A 16600-nucleotide genomic window follows, 5' to 3' on the forward strand; every position below is an offset into this window, starting at 1 on the left:
CGGTGTCCCCCTCTTGCTGAGGACACCCACATGTACAAGTTCTTCTTCAACGTCGTCTTCAAGCGGATGGACCCGGAGCAGGCCCACCACCTGGCCTTCCGTTGGATCCGCCTGGCCGCCCGCGTTCCGGTGCTCCGCACCTTCGTCGCCGCCGCCCTCGCGCCCCGGTACAAGGAGTTGCGCACCGAGGCGCTCGGCCTGCGGATGCACGGCCCCTTCGGCCTCGCGGCCGGCTTCGACAAGAACGCCGTCGCCGTCGACGGCATGTCGATGCTCGGCTTCGACCACATCGAGATCGGTACGGTCACCGGCGAGGCCCAGCCCGGCAACCCCAAGAAGCGCCTCTTCCGACTGGTCCCGGACCGCGCCCTCATCAACCGCATGGGCTTCAACAACGAGGGCTCCGCCGCCGTCGCGGAGCGGTTGGCCACCCGTACCCCGGTCTTCAACACGGTCGTCGGCGTCAACATCGGCAAGACCAAGGTCGTCCCGGAGGCCGAGGCCGCCGCCGACTACGTGAAGTCCACCGAGCGCCTCGCCCGGCACGCCGACTACCTGGTCGTCAACGTCTCCTCCCCGAACACCCCGGGCCTGCGGAACCTCCAGGCCACCGAGTCCCTGCGCCCGCTGCTCACGGCGGTACGCGAGGCGGCCGACCGGTCCGTCACGGACCGCCGCGTCCCGCTCCTGGTCAAGATCGCCCCCGACCTGGCCGACGAGGACGTCGACGCCGTCGCCGACCTGGCCCTGGAGCTCGGCCTCGACGGCATCATCGCCACCAACACCACCATCGCCCGCGAGGGCCTCGGCCTGAAGTCCTCCCCGGAGCTGATCAAGGAGACCGGCGGTCTGTCCGGCGCACCCGTCAAGGAGCGCTCCCTCGCCGTGCTGAGGCGCCTCCACGCGCGCGTGGGCGACCGGCTCGTCCTCGTGGGCGTCGGCGGCATCGAGAACGCCGAGGACGCCTGGCAGCGCATCCTGGCCGGCGCCACGCTCATCCAGGGCTACAGCGCCTTCATCTACGAGGGCCCGTTCTACGCCCGCGCGATCCACAAGGGCCTCGCTGCGCGCCTCGCCGCCTCCCCGTACGCCACCCTCGCCGAGGCCGTCGGCGCGGACAACCGAAAGGCCACCGCCAAGTGACTCTCTCCTTCGGAACCCGCCTGCGCTCGGCCATGGACGAGCGCGGCCCGCTCTGCGTCGGCATCGACCCGCACGCCGCGCTCCTCGACTCCTGGGGCCTCGGCGACGACATCGCCGGCCTGGAGCGCTTCACGTACACCGTGGTGGAGGCCCTGGCCGAGACCGTGGCCGTCTTCAAGCCGCAGTCCGCGTTCTTCGAGCGCTTCGGCTCGCGCGGCGTCGCCGTCCTGGAGCGCGCCGTCGCCGATCTGCGGGCCGCGGGCGGCCTGGTGGTGATGGACGCCAAGCGCGGCGACATCGGCTCCACGATGGCCGCGTACGCCGAGGCCTTCCTCCGCAAGGACTCCCCGCTCTTCTCGGACGCCCTGACGGTCTCGCCGTACCTCGGCTACGGCTCCCTGAAGCCGGCCGTCGACCTGGCCAGGGAGAGCGGCGCCGGACTCTTCGTCCTCGCGCTGACCTCCAACCCGGAGGGCGCCGAGGTCCAGCGGGCGGTCCGCGAGGACGGCCGGACCATCGGCGCGACCATGCTGGCCCACCTCGCGGAGGAGAACGCGGGGGAGACCCCCATGGGCTCCTTCGGCGCGGTCGTCGGCGCCACCCTCGGCGACCTGTCCTCCTTCGACCTGGACATCAACGGCCCGCTCCTGGCCCCCGGCCTCGGCGCCCAGGGCGCGAGCCCGGCCGACCTCCCCGCCGTCTTCGGCGCGGCGGTCCGCAACGTGGTCCCGAACGTCAGCCGGGGGGTCCTGAAGCACGGTCCTGACGCCGCCGCACTGCGCGCCTCGGCGGAGCGCTACGCGACCGAAATCCGCGAGGCCGTCTCCCGCTGACCCCCTTCCGGACGTCCTTCGGACCAATCCGCAGGTGAGGGCCGTCTCACTCCTTGACAAGATCCTTACTCAAAACCCGGTCCATATGACCGAAAAGTCCTGGTCGGTCGATGCTGACCAGGACTTTTCGCTTGTTCTCGCTGACTGGAGAGACATTGGCCGCTAGTCTCCGGGGCAGAGTCGGCGTTCAACGGTTCATTGCGTTGATCGCTGCTCGCACGGTGTGGGGCGATCAGGTTCCTCACCGGTCCGTATCCGACAGTTCGACATCCGAGGTGACGTAGGCGTGGCTCTTCCGCCCCTTACCCCTGAACAGCGCGCAGCCGCGCTCGAAAAGGCCGCCGCGGCTCGCCGGGAGCGGGCCGAGGTCAAGAATCGACTCAAGCACTCCGGCGCCTCCCTCCACGAGGTCATCAAGCAGGGCCAGGAGAACGACGTCATCGGCAAGATGAAGGTCTCCGCGCTCCTTGAGTCCCTGCCGGGCGTGGGCAAGGTCCGCGCCAAGCAGATCATGGAGCGTCTCGGCATCTCCGAGAGCCGGCGCGTGCGCGGGCTCGGTTCCAACCAGATCGCCTCCTTGGAGCGCGAGTTCGGCAGCACCGGCGCCTGAGACGGGACCGCCGTCCCAGGCACCCCCGTATTGCTGGAATAATCGCTGCATGGCAGCAGAGGTACGTCCGCGGCTGACCGTGCTCTCCGGCCCCTCCGGGGTCGGCAAGAGCACGGTCGTCGCTCATATGCGCAAGGTCCACCCCGAGGTCTGGCTCTCGGTGTCGGCCACGACACGAAAGCCGCGACCCGGCGAGAAGCACGGCGTCCAGTACTTCTTCGTCTCCGACGACGAATTCGACAAGCTGGTCGCCAACGGGGAGCTCCTCGAATGGGCCGAGTTCGCGGGCAACCGCTACGGCACGCCGCGGCAGGCGGTCCTGGAGCGCCTGGAGGCCGGCGAGCCGGTCCTCCTTGAGATCGACCTCCAGGGCGCCCGTCAGGTCAAGGAGTCCATGAAGGACTCGCAGCTGGTCTTCCTGGCCCCGCCGAGCTGGGACGAGCTGGTCCGCCGGCTCACCGGCCGCGGCACCGAGTCGCCCGAGGTCATCGAGCGCCGTCTTCAGGCCGCCAAGATCGAACTGGCCGCAGAGCTGGAGTTCGACACGACCCTGGTCAACACCTCCGTCGAGGACGTGGCCCGTGAGCTGCTAGCCTTGATGAAAGTTGTTTGATCTTTTCTGATCGCCTGGATCTGATCACCCGGATCAGCTCACCCAGAAGTTTCTTCGGAAGGCAAGAGAGTGTCCTCTTCCATCACCGCGCCCGAGGGCATCATCAACCCCCCGATCGACGAGCTGCTCGAGGCCACCGACTCGAAGTACAGCCTCGTGATCTACGCGGCCAAGCGCGCGCGCCAGATCAACGCGTACTACTCGCAGCTCGGCGAGGGCCTGCTCGAGTACGTCGGTCCGCTCGTCGACACCCACGTCCACGAGAAGCCGCTCTCGATCGCCCTGCGCGAGATCAACGCGGGTCTGCTGACCTCCGAGGCCATCGAGGGCCCGGCGCAGTAAGAACGTAACGTTCGTCACCACAGGCCCGGCGGAACAACCGCCGGGCCTGTGGTGTCTCATGGAGACGTACGCATCCGAGTACGCATCCGAGTGCGGGGAGTGGCAGTGGTGACCAAGCCGAAGGTCGTTCTGGGGGTCAGCGGCGGCATCGCCGCCTACAAGGCCTGTGAGCTGCTCCGGCGGCTGACGGAGTCCGGCCACGACGTGCGTGTCGTGCCGACGGCCTCCGCCCTGAACTTCGTCGGTGCCGCCACCTGGTCCGCGCTCTCCGGCAACCCCGTCTCCACCGAGGTGTGGGAGTCCGTCCACGAGGTCCCCCACGTCCGCATCGGGCAGGCCGCCGACCTCGTCGTCGTGGCCCCCGCCACCGCCGACATGCTCGCCAAGGCCGCCCACGGCCTCGCCGACGACCTCCTGACGAACACCCTGCTCACGGCCCGCTGTCCGGTCGTCTTCGCCCCGGCGATGCACACCGAGATGTGGGAGCACCCCGCCACCCAGGAGAACGTGGCCACGCTGCGCCGCCGTGGCGCGGTCGTCATCGAGCCCGCCGTCGGCCGGCTGACCGGCGTCGACACCGGCAAGGGCCGGCTTCCCGACCCCGGCGAGATCTTCGAGGTCTGCCGACGGATCCTCGCGCGCGGCACGGCGGCCCCCGACCTCGTCGGCCGCCACGTCGTGGTCAGCGCGGGCGGCACCCGCGAGCCCCTCGACCCGGTCCGCTACCTGGGCAACCGTTCCTCAGGCAAGCAGGGGTACGCCCTGGCCAAGGCCGCCGCCGCCCGGGGCGCCCGGGTCACGCTCGTCGAGGCGAACACCGGCATCCCCGACCCGGCGGGGGTCGACGTGGTCCACGTCGGCACCGCGGTCCAGCTGCGCGAGGCCGTGCTCAAGGCGGCGGCCGACGCCGACGCCGTGGTCATGGCCGCCGCCGTGGCGGACTTCCGCCCGGCCGTCTACGCCCCCGGCAAGATCAAGAAGCGGGAAGGCGTCGAGGCCCCGGTCGTGGAGCTCGTCCGCAACCCCGACATCCTCGCCGAGATCTCCGCCGACCGGGCCCTGCCGGGACAGGTGGTCGTGGGCTTCGCCGCCGAGACGGACGACGTCCTCGCCAACGGCCGCGAGAAGCTCCGCCGCAAGGGCTGCGACCTGCTCGTGGTCAACGAGGTGGGCGAGCGCAAGACCTTCGGCTCCGAGGAGAACGAGGCCGTCGTCCTCGCCGCCGACGGCTCCGACACGCCGGTACCGTACGGGCCGAAGGAAGCCCTCGCCGAGACGGTCTGGGACCTCGTCGCACCCCGTCTGCGGTCCCTTCCCGCGGAGAATTCGGGGAAATCTCACGCCCGGCGGGATTTCACCGTCCCGGCCGAGTGAATCCCCCGGGATTCCCGTCCTTCCGGGCGAGGGGAATGGGTGTTCGTGAGGCGGGCGGGGCCGGATTCGGCGAGCTCAGGGCTCCCACCTTGCGAGACACCTGCCCCAATGCCCGATGACGCCCGATAGACTGTTCTTGGTACGACGCGGGGCGCAGCCCCCTGCCGTCCGACATTGTTCAGCCAGCAGCCGCTGCAACCCCAGGGAGCATTGTGTCCCGTCGTCTGTTCACTTCGGAGTCCGTGACCGAAGGTCACCCCGACAAGATCGCTGACCAGATCAGCGACACCATTCTCGACGCGCTTCTGCGCGAGGACCCCACGTCCCGCGTCGCCGTCGAGACGCTGATCACCACCGGCCTCGTGCACGTCGCCGGTGAGGTCACCACGAAGGCGTGGGCCGACATCCCCACCCTCGTACGGAACAAGATCCTCGAGATCGGGTACGACTCCTCGAAGAAGGGCTTCGACGGCGCGTCCTGCGGCGTCTCGGTCTCCATCGGGTCGCAGTCCCCGGACATCGCGCAGGGCGTCGACACGGCGTACGAGAAGCGCGTCGAGGGTGACGAGGACGAGCTCGACAAGCAGGGCGCCGGCGACCAGGGCCTGATGTTCGGCTACGCGTCGGACGAGACCCCCGAGCTCATGCCGCTCCCGATCTACCTGGCGCACCGGCTCTCCCGCCGGCTGACCGAGGTCCGCAAGAACGGGACCATCCCGTACCTGCGCCCCGACGGCAAGACCCAGGTCACCATCGAGTACGACGGCGACAAGGCCGTCCGCCTCGACACGGTCGTGGTCTCCTCGCAGCACGCCTCGGACATCGACCTGGAGTCGCTGCTCGCGCCCGACATCCGCGAGTTCGTCGTGGAGCACGTCCTGAAGCAGCTCGTCGAGGACGGCATCAAGCTGGACACCGACGGCTACCGCCTGCTGGTCAACCCGACCGGACGCTTCGAGATCGGCGGCCCGATGGGCGACGCCGGCCTCACCGGTCGCAAGATCATCATCGACACCTACGGCGGCATGGCCCGTCACGGCGGCGGCGCCTTCTCCGGCAAGGACCCGTCCAAGGTCGACCGCTCGGCCGCCTACGCCATGCGCTGGGTCGCCAAGAACGTCGTGGCCGCGGGCCTCGCCTCGCGCTGCGAGGTCCAGGTCGCGTACGCGATCGGCAAGGCCGAGCCCGTCGGTCTCTTCGTCGAGACCTTCGGCACGAACACGGTCGAGAACGAGAAGATCGAGAACGCCATCGGCGAGGTCTTCGACCTCCGCCCGGCCGCGATCATCCGCGACCTCGACCTGCTCCGCCCGATCTACGCCCAGACGGCGGCGTACGGCCACTTCGGCCGCGAGCTCCCCGACTTCACCTGGGAGCGCACGGACCGCGTGGACGCGCTGAAGAAGGCGGCGGGCCTCTAAGGTCCCGGGTTCCGCCCGCTTCACCTGCTGGAAAGCCCGGCCCCCTTCGGGGGAGCCGGGCTTCCGCATGTCCGGCGGTTGTCCTGCCGAGGACGGCTGTCAGTGCGTTCTGGTAGGTATGAGGCTGTGAGCAGCGAGAACGAGACGCCCGAGGGCGCGGACGGTGAGCCGCACGAGCAGCTCGCGCTCATTCGGGAGACCGTGCGGAAGGCCAAGGTGCCCCGGGCCAAGCCGCGGACGTGGCGGGGGGCCGCGCTGGCCAAGGAGCTGCCCGTCGCGCGGGTCGTGGTCAACAAGGGCGTGCTGCACCTCGACCAGTTCTTCGACTACGCCGTGCCCGAGGAGCTGGACGCCGTCGCGCAGCCCGGAGTGCGGGTGCGCGTGCGGTTCGGGGCCGGGGCGCATCAGGTCAGGGACGGGCGCCGCGAGGGCGGACGGCTGATCGACGGCTTCCTCGTCGAGCGGCGCGCCGACTCGGACTACAAGGGCGCGCTGGCCGCGCTCGCCGACGTCGTGTCGCCCGAGCCGGTGCTCAGCGCCGAGCTCCTGGGGCTCGCGCGGGCGGTGGCCGACCGGTACGCGGGAAGCCTCGCGGACGTGCTCCAGCTGGCCGTGCCGCCCCGGAGCGCGCGGGCCGAGGGGAAGACCTCCCCGGCCCCGCTGCCGACCCCGCCCGCGCCCGAGGCGGGCAGCTGGACGCGGTACGAGCGCGGGCCAGGCTTCCTGGACGCCCTGGCGCGCGGCGCGGCCCCACGGGCGGTCTGGAACGCCCTGCCGGGCCCCCACTGGGCCGAGGAGCTGGCCAGGGCGGTGGGCGCCACGCTCGCCTCCGGGCGCGGCGCGCTCGTCGTCGTCCCCGACGGGCGGGCGGCGTCGCGCGTGGACGAGGCGTTGACGGCGCTCCTCGGCCCCGGGCGGCACGCCCTGCTCACCGCCGAGGCCGGCCCGGAGAAGCGGTACGCCCAGTGGCTCGCGGTACGGCGGGGCTCCGTGCGCGCGGTCGTCGGCACCCGGGCCGCGATGTTCGCGCCCGTACGGGATCTCGGGCTCGTCGCCATCTGGGACGACGGCGACGGCAGTCACAGCGAGCCGCACGCCCCGCAGCCCCACGCGCGCGACGTCCTGCTGCTGCGCGCCGCCCACGACCGGTGCGCCTTCCTGCTCGGCTCCACCAGCTGCACGGTCGAGGCCGCGCAGCTCGTGGAGTCCGGCTGGGCCGCGCCGCTGGTCGCGGGACGCGATCAGGTCCGGCTCGCAGCCCCGCTCGTACGGACCGTCGGCGACGAGCTGCTCGCGCGCGACGAGGCCGCCCGGGCCGCGCGGCTCCCGTCGCTGGCCTGGGAGACCGTGCGGGAGGGCCTGAAGACCGGCCCGGTGCTCGTGCAGGTGCCGCGCCGGGGGTACGTACCGAGGCTGGCGTGCGAGCGCTGCCGGACGCCCGCCCGCTGCCGGCACTGCGCGGGCCCGCTGGAGGCGCCCGAGCAGCAGGAGCTGCGGTGCGGCTGGTGCGGGCGGGGCGCGCCGGAGTGGCACTGCGTGGAGTGCGGCTCGAACCGGCTGCGGGCCCAGATCGTGGGCGCGCGGCGGACGGCGGAGGAGCTGGGCCGGGCGTTCCCGGCGGTGCCGGTACGGACGTCGGGGCGGGACCACGTCCTGGACACCGTGCCCGGGCGGCCCGCGCTGGTCGTGTCCACCCCGGGCGCCGAGCCCGTCGCCGAAGGCGGCTACGCGGCGGCGTTGCTCCTCGACGGCTGGGCCATGCTCGGCCGCCCCGACCTGCGCGCGGGGGAGGAGGCGCTACGGCGCTGGATCGACGCGGCCTCGCTGGTGCGGGGCCAGGGGGAGGGCGGCACCGTCGTGGTCGTCGCCGAGCCGACGCTGCGGCCGGTGCAGGCGCTCGTGCGGTGGGACCCGGTCGGCCACGCCCAGCGGGAGCTGTCGGAGCGGGCGGAGCTGGGCTTTCCCCCGGTGTCCCGGATGGCCGCGGTCGCGGGCCCACCGGCCGCGGTCGAGTCGTTCCTGGTCGCCACCGAACTGCCGGGCGACGCGGAGGTGTTGGGCCCGGTGCCGCTCCCCGTCGTCCGGCCCGGCGGGCCGCGCCGGCCGGGCGACGCTCCGCCGGGGGAGCAGTGGGAGCGGGCCCTGATCCGCGTCCCGCCGGGCAACGGCGCGGCGCTGGCCGCGGCGCTCAAGAAGGCCCAGGCGGCACGGCTGGCGAGGGGCGGCGGCGAACCTGTCCGGGTCCGGGTGGACCCCCCGGACATCGGCTGACGGCCGCCGAACGCCCGTTCTCCGGCTGCCCGGCCCCCGGGTGGTGACTGGCCGTGCCCCGGGGGCCGGACGGATACCGCCGTACGGAACCGCGCGGGCCCTTGGCGGCCGGCGGGTCAGCCGTTGCGGGGGCCCGGGAAGGCCGAGGGGCGGGGGTCCTCGCGGAGGGTCTGCGTCGCGTGGGTCGGCTGCGGCGGCATCGTGCGGGCCGGCGGGACCACCGGGATCGTGCGGGTCGCGCCCGGTTCCGGCGCGTGCTCCTGCTCCACGACGAGCCCCGGCTGGGGCGCGCGGCGCGCGCCGTAGCGGCGGTGGACGGCCTGCTTCGTGACCCCGAGCGCCGAGCCCACCGCGTCCCACGAGAACCCGAGCGAGCGGTCGAAGTCGACCGCCGCCGTCACCAGGGTCTCGACACTGTCCCGCAGCTCCTGGGCGAGCCGCACGGTCGGCGCGGGCGCCCGCCCGTAGACGACGAAGCCGGTCGACGGGCCGGAGCGGCGCGGGCGGTAGACATTGCCCAACTGGGCCGTGAGCGTGCGCAGTGCGTCGACCTGGCGCCGGACCCGCTCGATGTCCCGCACCAACAGGTGCAGACTTGCCCGGGCTTGGGCGTCGTGGGTTGCGTGGTCGGCCATGTGAAAGCCTCTCGAACCGGCGTGGAAATAGGGTCGGGCCACGACAAGGGCGGGCCCGTTTCGGTCAATCTCTCTTGACCAACGCGCTACGCGTGGTTGGGTCACGCTGCGGGGGCGTACACGCATATGCGCGGGGCGCTCACCGTCACGTACGCCCCCTGGAGCCTGTCCGGCGGATCAGGGTCGGACAGGCCCTCGCGCCCCGGCCCCTAGACTGGTGTGCTGCCCTCTCCCACGCTCTCGGCTGCGCTCGAGCAGGGAGGTAGCCCCACCGCCCCGACATGCGAGGTATTTCCGAGTGAAGCTGGTCTTCGCAGGCACCCCCGAGGTCGCCGTGCCCGCCCTGGACGCCCTGCTCGCCTCCGGCCGGCACGAGGTGGCCGCCGTCGTCACCCGCCCCGACGCCCCCGCGGGCCGCGGCCGGCGCCTGGTGGCGAGCCCGGTCGCCGAGCGGGCGGAGGAGGCCGGGATCGAGATCCTCAAGCCGGCGAGGCCGCGCGACGAGGCGTTCCTCGCGCGGCTCCGCGAGATCGCCCCGGACTGCTGCCCGGTCGTCGCCTACGGCGCGCTCCTCCCCAAGGTCGCCCTCGACATCCCCACCCACGGCTGGGTCAACCTGCACTTCTCGCTGCTGCCCGCGTGGCGCGGCGCGGCCCCGGTGCAGCACGCCGTGATGGCGGGCGACGAGGTCACGGGCGCGTCGACGTTCCAGATCGAGGAGGGGCTCGACTCCGGCCCGGTCTACGGTGTGATCACCGAGGACGTCCGCCCCACCGACACCAGCGGCGACCTGCTCACCCGGCTCGCCTTCGCGGGCTCCGGGCTGCTCGCGGCGACCATGGACGGCATCGAGGACGGCACCCTCAAGGCCGTACCGCAGCCGGCCGACGGCGTCACGCTCGCGCCCAAGATCCAGGTCGAGGACGCGCACGTGGACTGGAAGGCCCCGGCGCTCCGCGTGGACCGTGTCGTACGCGGCTGCACACCCGCGCCGGGAGCCTGGACCGTCTTCCGCGGCGAGCGCCTCAAGCTGATCCAGACGGCACTTCTCCCCGACCGCACGGACCTCACGCCCGGCGAACTCGCGGCGGGCAAGAACAACGTGCACGTCGGCACCGGCTCCCACGCCGTCGAGCTCCTCTGGGTCCAGCCCCAGGGCAAGAAGCCGATGAAGGCCGCCGACTGGGCCCGAGGCGTCCGGATCGCCCCGGGCGAGCGGGTGGGTCTCTAGGTCGCGTCCGGAAAGTCTGGCCTGGCTCTCCGGGCGGACGACCATACTTTCCGGACACTCCCTAGGGCCTGTCCGGCGGCGCGGGGGTCGACGGCCGGGCGTGCTCCGGCCGCAGGGGCCCTTTTCCGTGGCCCGGGGCGGCGGACGTAGGCTGAGAGGGTTCGACCTCGTCATTTCTCACGCGGAGCACCTTTTGAGCGAGCAGGCACGTCGCCGTCCCCCCAAGCCGTATCGGCGCCCCAAGAAGGATCCCGTTCGGATCCTGGCCTTCGAGGCGTTGCGGGCGGTCGACGAGCGGGACGCCTACGCGAACCTCGTGCTGCCGCCGCTGTTGAAGAAGGCCCGGGAGGGCGGTGACTTCGACGGGCGGGACGCGGCGCTCGCGACCGAGCTGGTCTACGGGACGCTGCGGCGGCAGGGGACGTACGACGCCATCGTGTCGGCGTGCATCGACCGGCCGCTGCGCGAGGTCGACCCGCCCGTCCTCGACGTGCTGTCGCTCGGCGCGCACCAGCTGCTCGGCACGCGCATCCCCACGCACGCGGCCGTCTCGGCCAGCGTGGAGCTGGCGCGGGTGGTGCTCGGCGACGGCCGGGCCAAGTTCGTGAACGCCGTACTGCGGAAGATCTCGCAGCACGACCTCGACACCTGGGTCGAGCAGGTCGCCCCGCCCTACGAGGACGACGCCGAGGACCACCTCGCGGTCGTCCACTCGCACCCCCGCTGGGTCGTCTCGGCGCTCTGGGACGCGCTCGGCGGCGGCCGGGCCGGCATCGAGGACCTCCTGGAGGCCGACAACGAGCGGCCCGAGGTCACCCTCGTCGCCAGGCCGGGGCGCGCCACCACCGCCGAGCTGACCGACGAGGACACGCTGCCCGGCCGCTGGTCGCCGTACGCGGTGCGGATGGCCGAGGGCGGCGAGCCCGGGGCCATCGAGGCCGTGAAGGAGGGGCGGGCCGGTGTCCAGGACGAGGGCAGCCAGCTCGTCGCCATCGCGCTCGCCAACGCTCCCCTGGAGGGCCGCGACGAGCGCTGGCTCGACGGATGCGCGGGACCCGGCGGCAAGGCGGCCCTCCTCGGCGCCCTGGCCGCCGAACGCGGCGCCGCCCTGCTCGCCTCCGAGAAGCAGCCCCACCGCGCCCGGCTCGTCGAGCGCGCGCTGGCCGGCAACCCCGGCCCGTACCAGGTCATCGCCGCCGACGGCACCCGCCCGCCGTGGCGGCCCGGCTCCTTCGACCGCGTCCTGATGGACGTGCCCTGCTCGGGCCTGGGCGCGCTGCGCCGCCGCCCCGAGGCCCGCTGGCGCCGCCGCCCGGAGGACCTGGACGGCTTCGCCCCGCTCCAGCGCGGTCTGCTGCGCGAAGCGCTGTCGGCGGTCCGCGTGGGAGGCGTCGTCGGGTACGCGACCTGCTCGCCGCACCTGGCCGAGACCCGGATCGTCGTCGAGGACGTCCTCAAGGGGCGCGGCGGCCCGGCGGTCGAGGCGGAGTGGATCGACGTCCGCCCGCTGATGCCCGGAGTCCCCGCGCTCGGCGAAGGACCGGACGTCCAGCTCTGGCCGCACCTGCACGGCACCGACGCGATGTACCTGGCGCTGCTCCGCCGTACCTCCTGAGAGACGTGAAGAGACGGAAAGGTCGGTTACGTCTGCCTTTTCGGACCGGATTCGGGTCCGAAGTCGCCCGGATCCCGGTCCGAAACCGCTTCGCGGCAAAGAAGTGCCCAAGAACATGGCAGGCTTGGCACATGGCGCAGATCAACCCCAGCATCCTGTCCGCAGACTTCGCCCGCCTCGCCGAGGAGGCGAAGGCCGTCGACGGAGCCGACTGGCTGCACGTCGATGTCATGGACAACCACTTCGTCCCCAACCTGACCCTCGGCGTGCCGATCGTCGAGTCGCTGGCCCGGGCCACGGACACCCCGCTGGACTGCCACCTCATGATCGAGGACCCGGACCGCTGGGCCCCGCAGTACGTGGAGGCCGGCGCCGGGTCCGTCACCTTCCACGTCGAGGCGGCCGCCGCCCCCGTGCGGCTCGCCCGCGAGATCCGGGCGAAGGGCGCGCGCGCCGCGATGGCGCTGAAGCCGGCCACGCCCATCGAGCCGTACGAGGACCTGCTCCCCGAGCTCGACATGCTGCTGATCATGACCGTCGAGCCCGGCTTCGGCGGGCAGGCCTTCCTCGACATCATGCTGCCCAAGATCCGTCGCACCCGTGAGCTGATCTCCAAGCACGGCCTTGAGTTGTGGCTGCAGGTCGACGGCGGGGTGGCCGAATCCACCATCGAGCGGTGCGCCGAGGCCGGCGCCGACGTCTTCGTCGCCGGATCGGCGGTCTACGGCGCCCAGGACCCGGCCGAGGCCGTCCGCTCGCTCCGTGCCAAGGCCGACGCCGCGACCGCCACGGCGGCGTGGGCGTGTGGCCACTGAACCTCCGGCAGATGAACGCGGTCCGTCGGAGCGCCGACAGGACCGATCGGGACCCGCCGGATCTGACAGGATGAACGGCGAGTCCAGAGTGTGAACGACAGCAGTACGACGGCAGCACGACCAGCACCACGACGCGGCACGTGAGCAGCGGTACGTGAACAGAGCTAAGGAGATCGCGGTGGCGGGAATCTCGGCGGGACGGTCAGCCCTGCGGATGGGACCCGCGGAGCTGGTGCAGGCGGCGGCCATGGCGCGCCGCTTCTACCTCGAGGGCAAGTCCAAGATCCAGATCGCGGAGGAGTTCGGCGTGAGCCGCTTCAAGGTGGCCCGGGTCCTGGAGACCGCGCTCGAACGCGACCTCGTACGGATCGAGATCCGCGTCCCGGCCGAGCTGGACGCCGAGCGCTCGGACGCGCTCCGCGCCCGCTACGGGCTCCGCCACGCAGTCGTCGTCGAGTCGCCGGCGGAGGGCGAGGACGAGTCGCCGGACCCGGAGAACCTCGGCGAGGTCGCCGCCGACCTGCTCGGCGAACTGGTCAACGAGGGCGACGTCCTCGGCCTGGCCTGGGGCCGCTCGACCATCCACATGGCCGCCGCCCTCGACCGGCTGCCCCCGTGCACGGTCGTCCAGCTCACCGGCGTGTACGACGCGGGGACCGCCGAGCGCGGCTCGGTCGAGGCCGTCCGCCGTGCCGCCCAGGTCTCCGGCGGCGAGGCGCACCCCATCTACGCGCCGATGCTGCTGCCCGACCCCGCCACGGCGGCCGCGCTGCGCAACCAGACGGGCATCGCGCGGGCCTTCGAGTACTTCGACAAGGTCACCGTCGCCTGTGTCTCCATCGGCTCCTGGGAGCCGGGCATCTCGACCGTGCACGACATGCTCACGGACGAGGAGCGCGCCCACTACGCCTCCCTCGGCGTCGCCGCCGAGATGTCCGCGCACCTCTTCGACTCCGAGGGGCGCCGGGTCGGCCGTGACCTGGGCGAGCGCTGCATCACGGTCGAGGCCGACCGGCTGCGCCGGATCCCCGAGGTCGTCGCGATCGCGGGCGGCCAGCGCAAGGCGGCGGCGATCGGGGCGGTCCTCCGCTCCGGGCTCGTCACCAGCCTCGTGACCGACCGGGCCGCGGCCGACTACCTCCTCACCGAGTCCGCCCCCGGCCCGCGCCCCGCGCTGGAGCGCGCGGACCCGGACGGCGTCTGAGACCTGCGTCTGAGACCTGCGTCCGAGACCGGCGTCTGAGACCGGCGTCCGAGACCTGCGTCCGAGACCTGCGTCCGAGACCTGGCGTTCTCTGCCGTGGGCCTTCCCGCCGGACCCGGCCTACGGCAGGCGTGGTGACCGGGCTCGACGTACCGTCGGGGCATGTTGCTCCGGCCCCTGCGCGCGCTCTTCGCGCTCTTCCTGTGCGTCGGCGTGCTCGTCGGCTGTTCGACCGCCGGGAGCGGCGGCAGCCCCGCCCCCACCGGCTCCTCCGGTCTGGAGGCCGTCCGCGTCGCGGAGCTGCCGGACGAGGCGCGGGCGACCCTCCGGCTCATCGAGCGCGGAGGGCCCTTCCCGTACGAGAAGGACGGCGCGACCTTCTCCAACTTCGAGCGGATCCTGCCGCAGCACAAGCGCGGCTACTACCGCGAGTACACGGTCCGCACCCCCGGCGAACGCGATCGTGGCGCCCGGCGTCTCGTCACCGGACGCGGCGGCGAGGTCTACTACACCGACGACCACTACGAGACCTTCCGGGAGGTCCTGCCCGATGAAGCTCGCTGAGGCGCTGCGCGACCCCGTCGTCCTCGATCTGCGCGGAGTCGTGGACAAGTCCGCCTTCATGGACCGCTGCGCCACCGCCCTCGCGCTGCCGCGCTGGTTCGGGCGGAACTGGGACGCCCTCGCCGACTGTCTGACCGACCTCGGCCGCCCGGTGGCCCTCGTCGTCACGGGCTGGCAGGCTTATGCCACGGCCCGACCGAGCGACTGGGAGACCGCCCAGGACGTCTTCGCCACGGCCGCCGACACCAGCACCACGGGCCTCACCGTCCTCCTCGCACTGGGAACCCCGCGGGGGACCCCTCTTGGAGGATCGGACGAAGAGGGTCCGGCAAGCCTCGGATGAATCGCCCGGGTCGGGTACGCGCACCGGCGTGGGACAATGAACTACGTGCTTTTTCCCCTGGCTGAAATGCCTAGGGGCCGATCCGAACGACTGGGATGTCAGCACGTGCGTTTCCTCAATGACGTCAAGCCGCCCTACGACCTGACGTACGACGATGTGTTCATGGTGCCGAGCCGCTCGGCGGTGGGTTCCCGCCAGGCCGTGGACCTCTCCTCGCCCGACGGTACGGGTACGACGATCCCGCTGGTCGTCGCCAACATGACCGCGATCGCCGGCCGCCGCATGGCCGAGACCGTCGCCCGCCGTGGCGGCCTGGTCGTCATTCCCCAGGACATCCCGATCGAGGTCGTCACCGACGTCATCGGGTGGGTCAAGAGCCGCCACCACGTCCTGGACACCCCGATCGTCCTGGAGCCCCACCAGACCGTCGCCGACGCGCTCTCGCTGCTGCCGAAGCGCGCGCACGACGCCGGTGTCGTCGTGGACGAGGACCGCCGTCCGGTCGGTGTGGTCACCGACGCGGACCTCTCCGGTGTGGACCGCTTCACGCAGCTCTCCGAGGTCATGTCGAGGGACCTGCTGCTCCTCGACGCCGACATCGACCCGCGCGACGCGTTCAACACGCTCGACCACGCCAACCGCCGCTACGCCCCGGCCGTGGACAAGGACGGCCGTCTCGTCGGCATCCTGACCCGCAAGGGCGCCCTGCGCGCGACCCTGTACACCCCGGCGACCGACGCCGCCGGCAAGCTGCGCATCGCCGCCGCCGTCGGCATCAACGGCGACTTCGTGGGCAAGGCCAAGCAGCTCCTCGACGCGGGCGTCGACACGCTCGTCATCGACACGGCGCACGGCCACCAGGAGTCGATGATCGCCGCGATCAAGGCCGTCCGCGCGCTCGACCCGCAGGTCCCGATCGTCGCCGGCAACATCGTCGCCGCCGAGGGAGTCAAGGACCTCATCGACGCCGGCGCGGACATCATCAAGGTCGGCGTCGGCCCCGGCGCCATGTGCACCACGCGCATGATGACCGGTGTCGGCCGCCCGCAGTTCTCCGCCGTCCTGGAGTGCGCCGCCGAGGCGAAGAAGTACGGCAAGCACGTCTGGGCCGACGGCGGTGTCCGCCACCCGCGCGACGTCGCCATGGCGCTCGCCGCCGGTGCGTCCAACGTGATGATCGGCTCCTGGTTCGCCGGGACGTACGAGTCCCCGGGCGACCTCCAGCAGGACGCCAACGGCCGGCTCTACAAGGAGTCGTTCGGCATGGCCTCCGCCCGCGCGGTGCGCAACCGCACGAGCGAGGAGTCCGCGTACGACCGGGCCCGCAAGGCGCTCTTCGAGGAGGGCATCTCCACCTCGCGGATGTTCCTCGACCCGACCCGTCCGGGCGTCGAGGACCTGATCGACTCGATCATCGCGGGTGTCCGCTCCTCCTGCACCTACGCGGGCGCGGCTTCGCTCGCCGAGTTCGAGGAGAAGGCGACGGTCGGCATCCAGAGCGCCGCCGGTTACGCCGAGGGCAAGCCGCTGCACGCCAGCTGGAGCTAGTCGCCGGCAGTTCGTCGTATGCCGAAGGCCCCCGCGAG

16 protein-coding genes are annotated in these 16600 nt (G+C 72.4%); 15 read left to right on the top strand and 1 reads right to left on the bottom strand.

All coding sequences use genetic code 11. The annotated features are described in order from the left end of the window. Positions 1 to 30 precede the first annotated feature (30 nt). From ACGFYP_RS29840 to ACGFYP_RS29875, 8 genes are all read left to right on the top strand, one after another. A complete protein-coding gene (locus ACGFYP_RS29840) occupies positions 31 to 1143 on the top strand; it encodes a quinone-dependent dihydroorotate dehydrogenase (protein WP_393500015.1) in 1113 nt (370 codons plus the stop codon). Then, complete coding sequence (gene pyrF, locus ACGFYP_RS29845; RefSeq protein WP_361968601.1) at positions 1140 to 1976, top strand: orotidine-5'-phosphate decarboxylase; 837 nt, start codon at positions 1140 to 1142, stop codon at positions 1974 to 1976. The genes ACGFYP_RS29840 and pyrF overlap by 4 nt, the downstream gene beginning before the upstream one ends. Before the next feature lie 286 nt (positions 1977 to 2262). Then, on the top strand, positions 2263 to 2586 hold the full coding sequence (locus ACGFYP_RS29850) for an integration host factor (protein WP_026246651.1): 324 nt from the start codon (positions 2263 to 2265) through the stop codon (positions 2584 to 2586). A 49-nt stretch (positions 2587 to 2635) separates the two neighbouring features. After that, positions 2636 to 3199: a guanylate kinase gene (gmk, locus tag ACGFYP_RS29855; RefSeq protein ID WP_393500020.1), complete on the top strand. Its 564-nt coding sequence runs from the start codon at positions 2636 to 2638 to the stop codon at positions 3197 to 3199. A 69-nt stretch (positions 3200 to 3268) separates the two neighbouring features. Continuing rightward, entirely contained in the window at positions 3269 to 3541 is a 273-nt protein-coding gene (rpoZ, locus tag ACGFYP_RS29860) for a DNA-directed RNA polymerase subunit omega (protein WP_005319902.1), read from the top strand. 108 nt (positions 3542 to 3649) lie between these two features. Beyond that, positions 3650 to 4915 carry a bifunctional phosphopantothenoylcysteine decarboxylase/phosphopantothenate--cysteine ligase CoaBC gene (gene coaBC / locus ACGFYP_RS29865; RefSeq protein ID WP_393500025.1) on the top strand — a complete coding sequence of 422 codons (1266 nt, stop codon included), beginning with the start codon at positions 3650 to 3652 and terminating at the stop codon, positions 4913 to 4915. Between the two features lie 212 nt (positions 4916 to 5127). Further along, on the top strand, positions 5128 to 6336 hold the full coding sequence (gene metK, locus ACGFYP_RS29870; protein WP_361968607.1) for a methionine adenosyltransferase: 1209 nt from the start codon (positions 5128 to 5130) through the stop codon (positions 6334 to 6336). Positions 6337 to 6462: 126 nt separating this feature from the next. Continuing rightward, positions 6463 to 8607, top strand: coding sequence for a primosomal protein N' (locus ACGFYP_RS29875; protein WP_393500029.1), 2145 nt, complete (start codon positions 6463 to 6465; stop codon positions 8605 to 8607). 116 nt (positions 8608 to 8723) lie between these two features. Here the strand turns inward: ACGFYP_RS29875 and ACGFYP_RS29880 are convergent, their stop codons facing one another. Beyond that, a complete protein-coding gene (locus ACGFYP_RS29880) occupies positions 8724 to 9242 on the bottom strand; it encodes a hypothetical protein (RefSeq protein ID WP_393500032.1) in 519 nt (172 codons plus the stop codon). Positions 9243 to 9540: 298 nt separating this feature from the next. Here ACGFYP_RS29880 and fmt point away from each other — a divergent pair, with 298 nt between their 5' ends. From fmt to ACGFYP_RS29915, 7 genes are all read left to right on the top strand, one after another. Beyond that, positions 9541 to 10473 carry a methionyl-tRNA formyltransferase gene (gene fmt / locus ACGFYP_RS29885; protein WP_393500035.1) on the top strand — a complete coding sequence of 311 codons (933 nt, stop codon included), beginning with the start codon at positions 9541 to 9543 and terminating at the stop codon, positions 10471 to 10473. A gap of 193 nt (positions 10474 to 10666) precedes the next feature. Next, positions 10667 to 12088: a transcription antitermination factor NusB gene (locus tag ACGFYP_RS29890; RefSeq protein ID WP_361968617.1), complete on the top strand. Its 1422-nt coding sequence runs from the start codon at positions 10667 to 10669 to the stop codon at positions 12086 to 12088. 131 nt (positions 12089 to 12219) lie between these two features. After that, the gene (rpe, locus tag ACGFYP_RS29895; RefSeq protein WP_393500039.1) at positions 12220 to 12903 is read left to right on the top strand and encodes a ribulose-phosphate 3-epimerase; all 684 of its coding nucleotides are present in this window, start codon (positions 12220 to 12222) and stop codon (positions 12901 to 12903) included. A 154-nt stretch (positions 12904 to 13057) separates the two neighbouring features. Beyond that, positions 13058 to 14107, top strand: a complete 1050-nt coding sequence (locus ACGFYP_RS29900) for a sugar-binding domain-containing protein (protein ID WP_361968620.1) — start codon at positions 13058 to 13060, stop codon at positions 14105 to 14107. 162 nt (positions 14108 to 14269) lie between these two features. Then, positions 14270 to 14671 (top strand): ribonuclease domain-containing protein, encoded by a 402-nt coding sequence (locus ACGFYP_RS29905; protein WP_393500043.1) that lies wholly within the window; start codon positions 14270 to 14272, stop codon positions 14669 to 14671. Further along, on the top strand, positions 14658 to 15014 hold the full coding sequence (locus ACGFYP_RS29910) for a barstar family protein (RefSeq protein ID WP_393500046.1): 357 nt from the start codon (positions 14658 to 14660) through the stop codon (positions 15012 to 15014). The genes ACGFYP_RS29905 and ACGFYP_RS29910 overlap by 14 nt, the downstream gene beginning before the upstream one ends. A gap of 105 nt (positions 15015 to 15119) precedes the next feature. Next, complete coding sequence (locus ACGFYP_RS29915; protein ID WP_393500049.1) at positions 15120 to 16562, top strand: GuaB1 family IMP dehydrogenase-related protein; 1443 nt, start codon at positions 15120 to 15122, stop codon at positions 16560 to 16562. Positions 16563 to 16600: the final 38 nt, after the last annotated feature.

Source organism: Streptomyces sp. NPDC048370, from assembly GCF_043200825.1.
Lineage (GTDB): Bacteria > Actinomycetota > Actinomycetes > Streptomycetales > Streptomycetaceae > Streptomyces.

Bases quoted from the DNA above. Each gene is read 5' to 3' on its own strand.
- ACGFYP_RS29840 (WP_393500015.1), top strand. From the start codon at position 31: ATGTACAAGTTCTTCTTCAACGTCGTCTTCAAGCGGATGGACCCGGAG.
- gmk (WP_393500020.1), top strand. From the start codon at position 2,636: ATGGCAGCAGAGGTACGTCCGCGGCTGACCGTGCTCTCCGGCCCCTCC.
- ACGFYP_RS29880 (WP_393500032.1), bottom strand. From the start codon at position 9,242: ATGGCCGACCACGCAACCCACGACGCCCAAGCCCGGGCAAGTCTGCAC.
- rpe (WP_393500039.1), top strand. From the start codon at position 12,220: ATGGCGCAGATCAACCCCAGCATCCTGTCCGCAGACTTCGCCCGCCTC.
- ACGFYP_RS29905 (WP_393500043.1), top strand. From the start codon at position 14,270: ATGTTGCTCCGGCCCCTGCGCGCGCTCTTCGCGCTCTTCCTGTGCGTC.
- ACGFYP_RS29910 (WP_393500046.1), top strand. From the start codon at position 14,658: ATGAAGCTCGCTGAGGCGCTGCGCGACCCCGTCGTCCTCGATCTGCGC.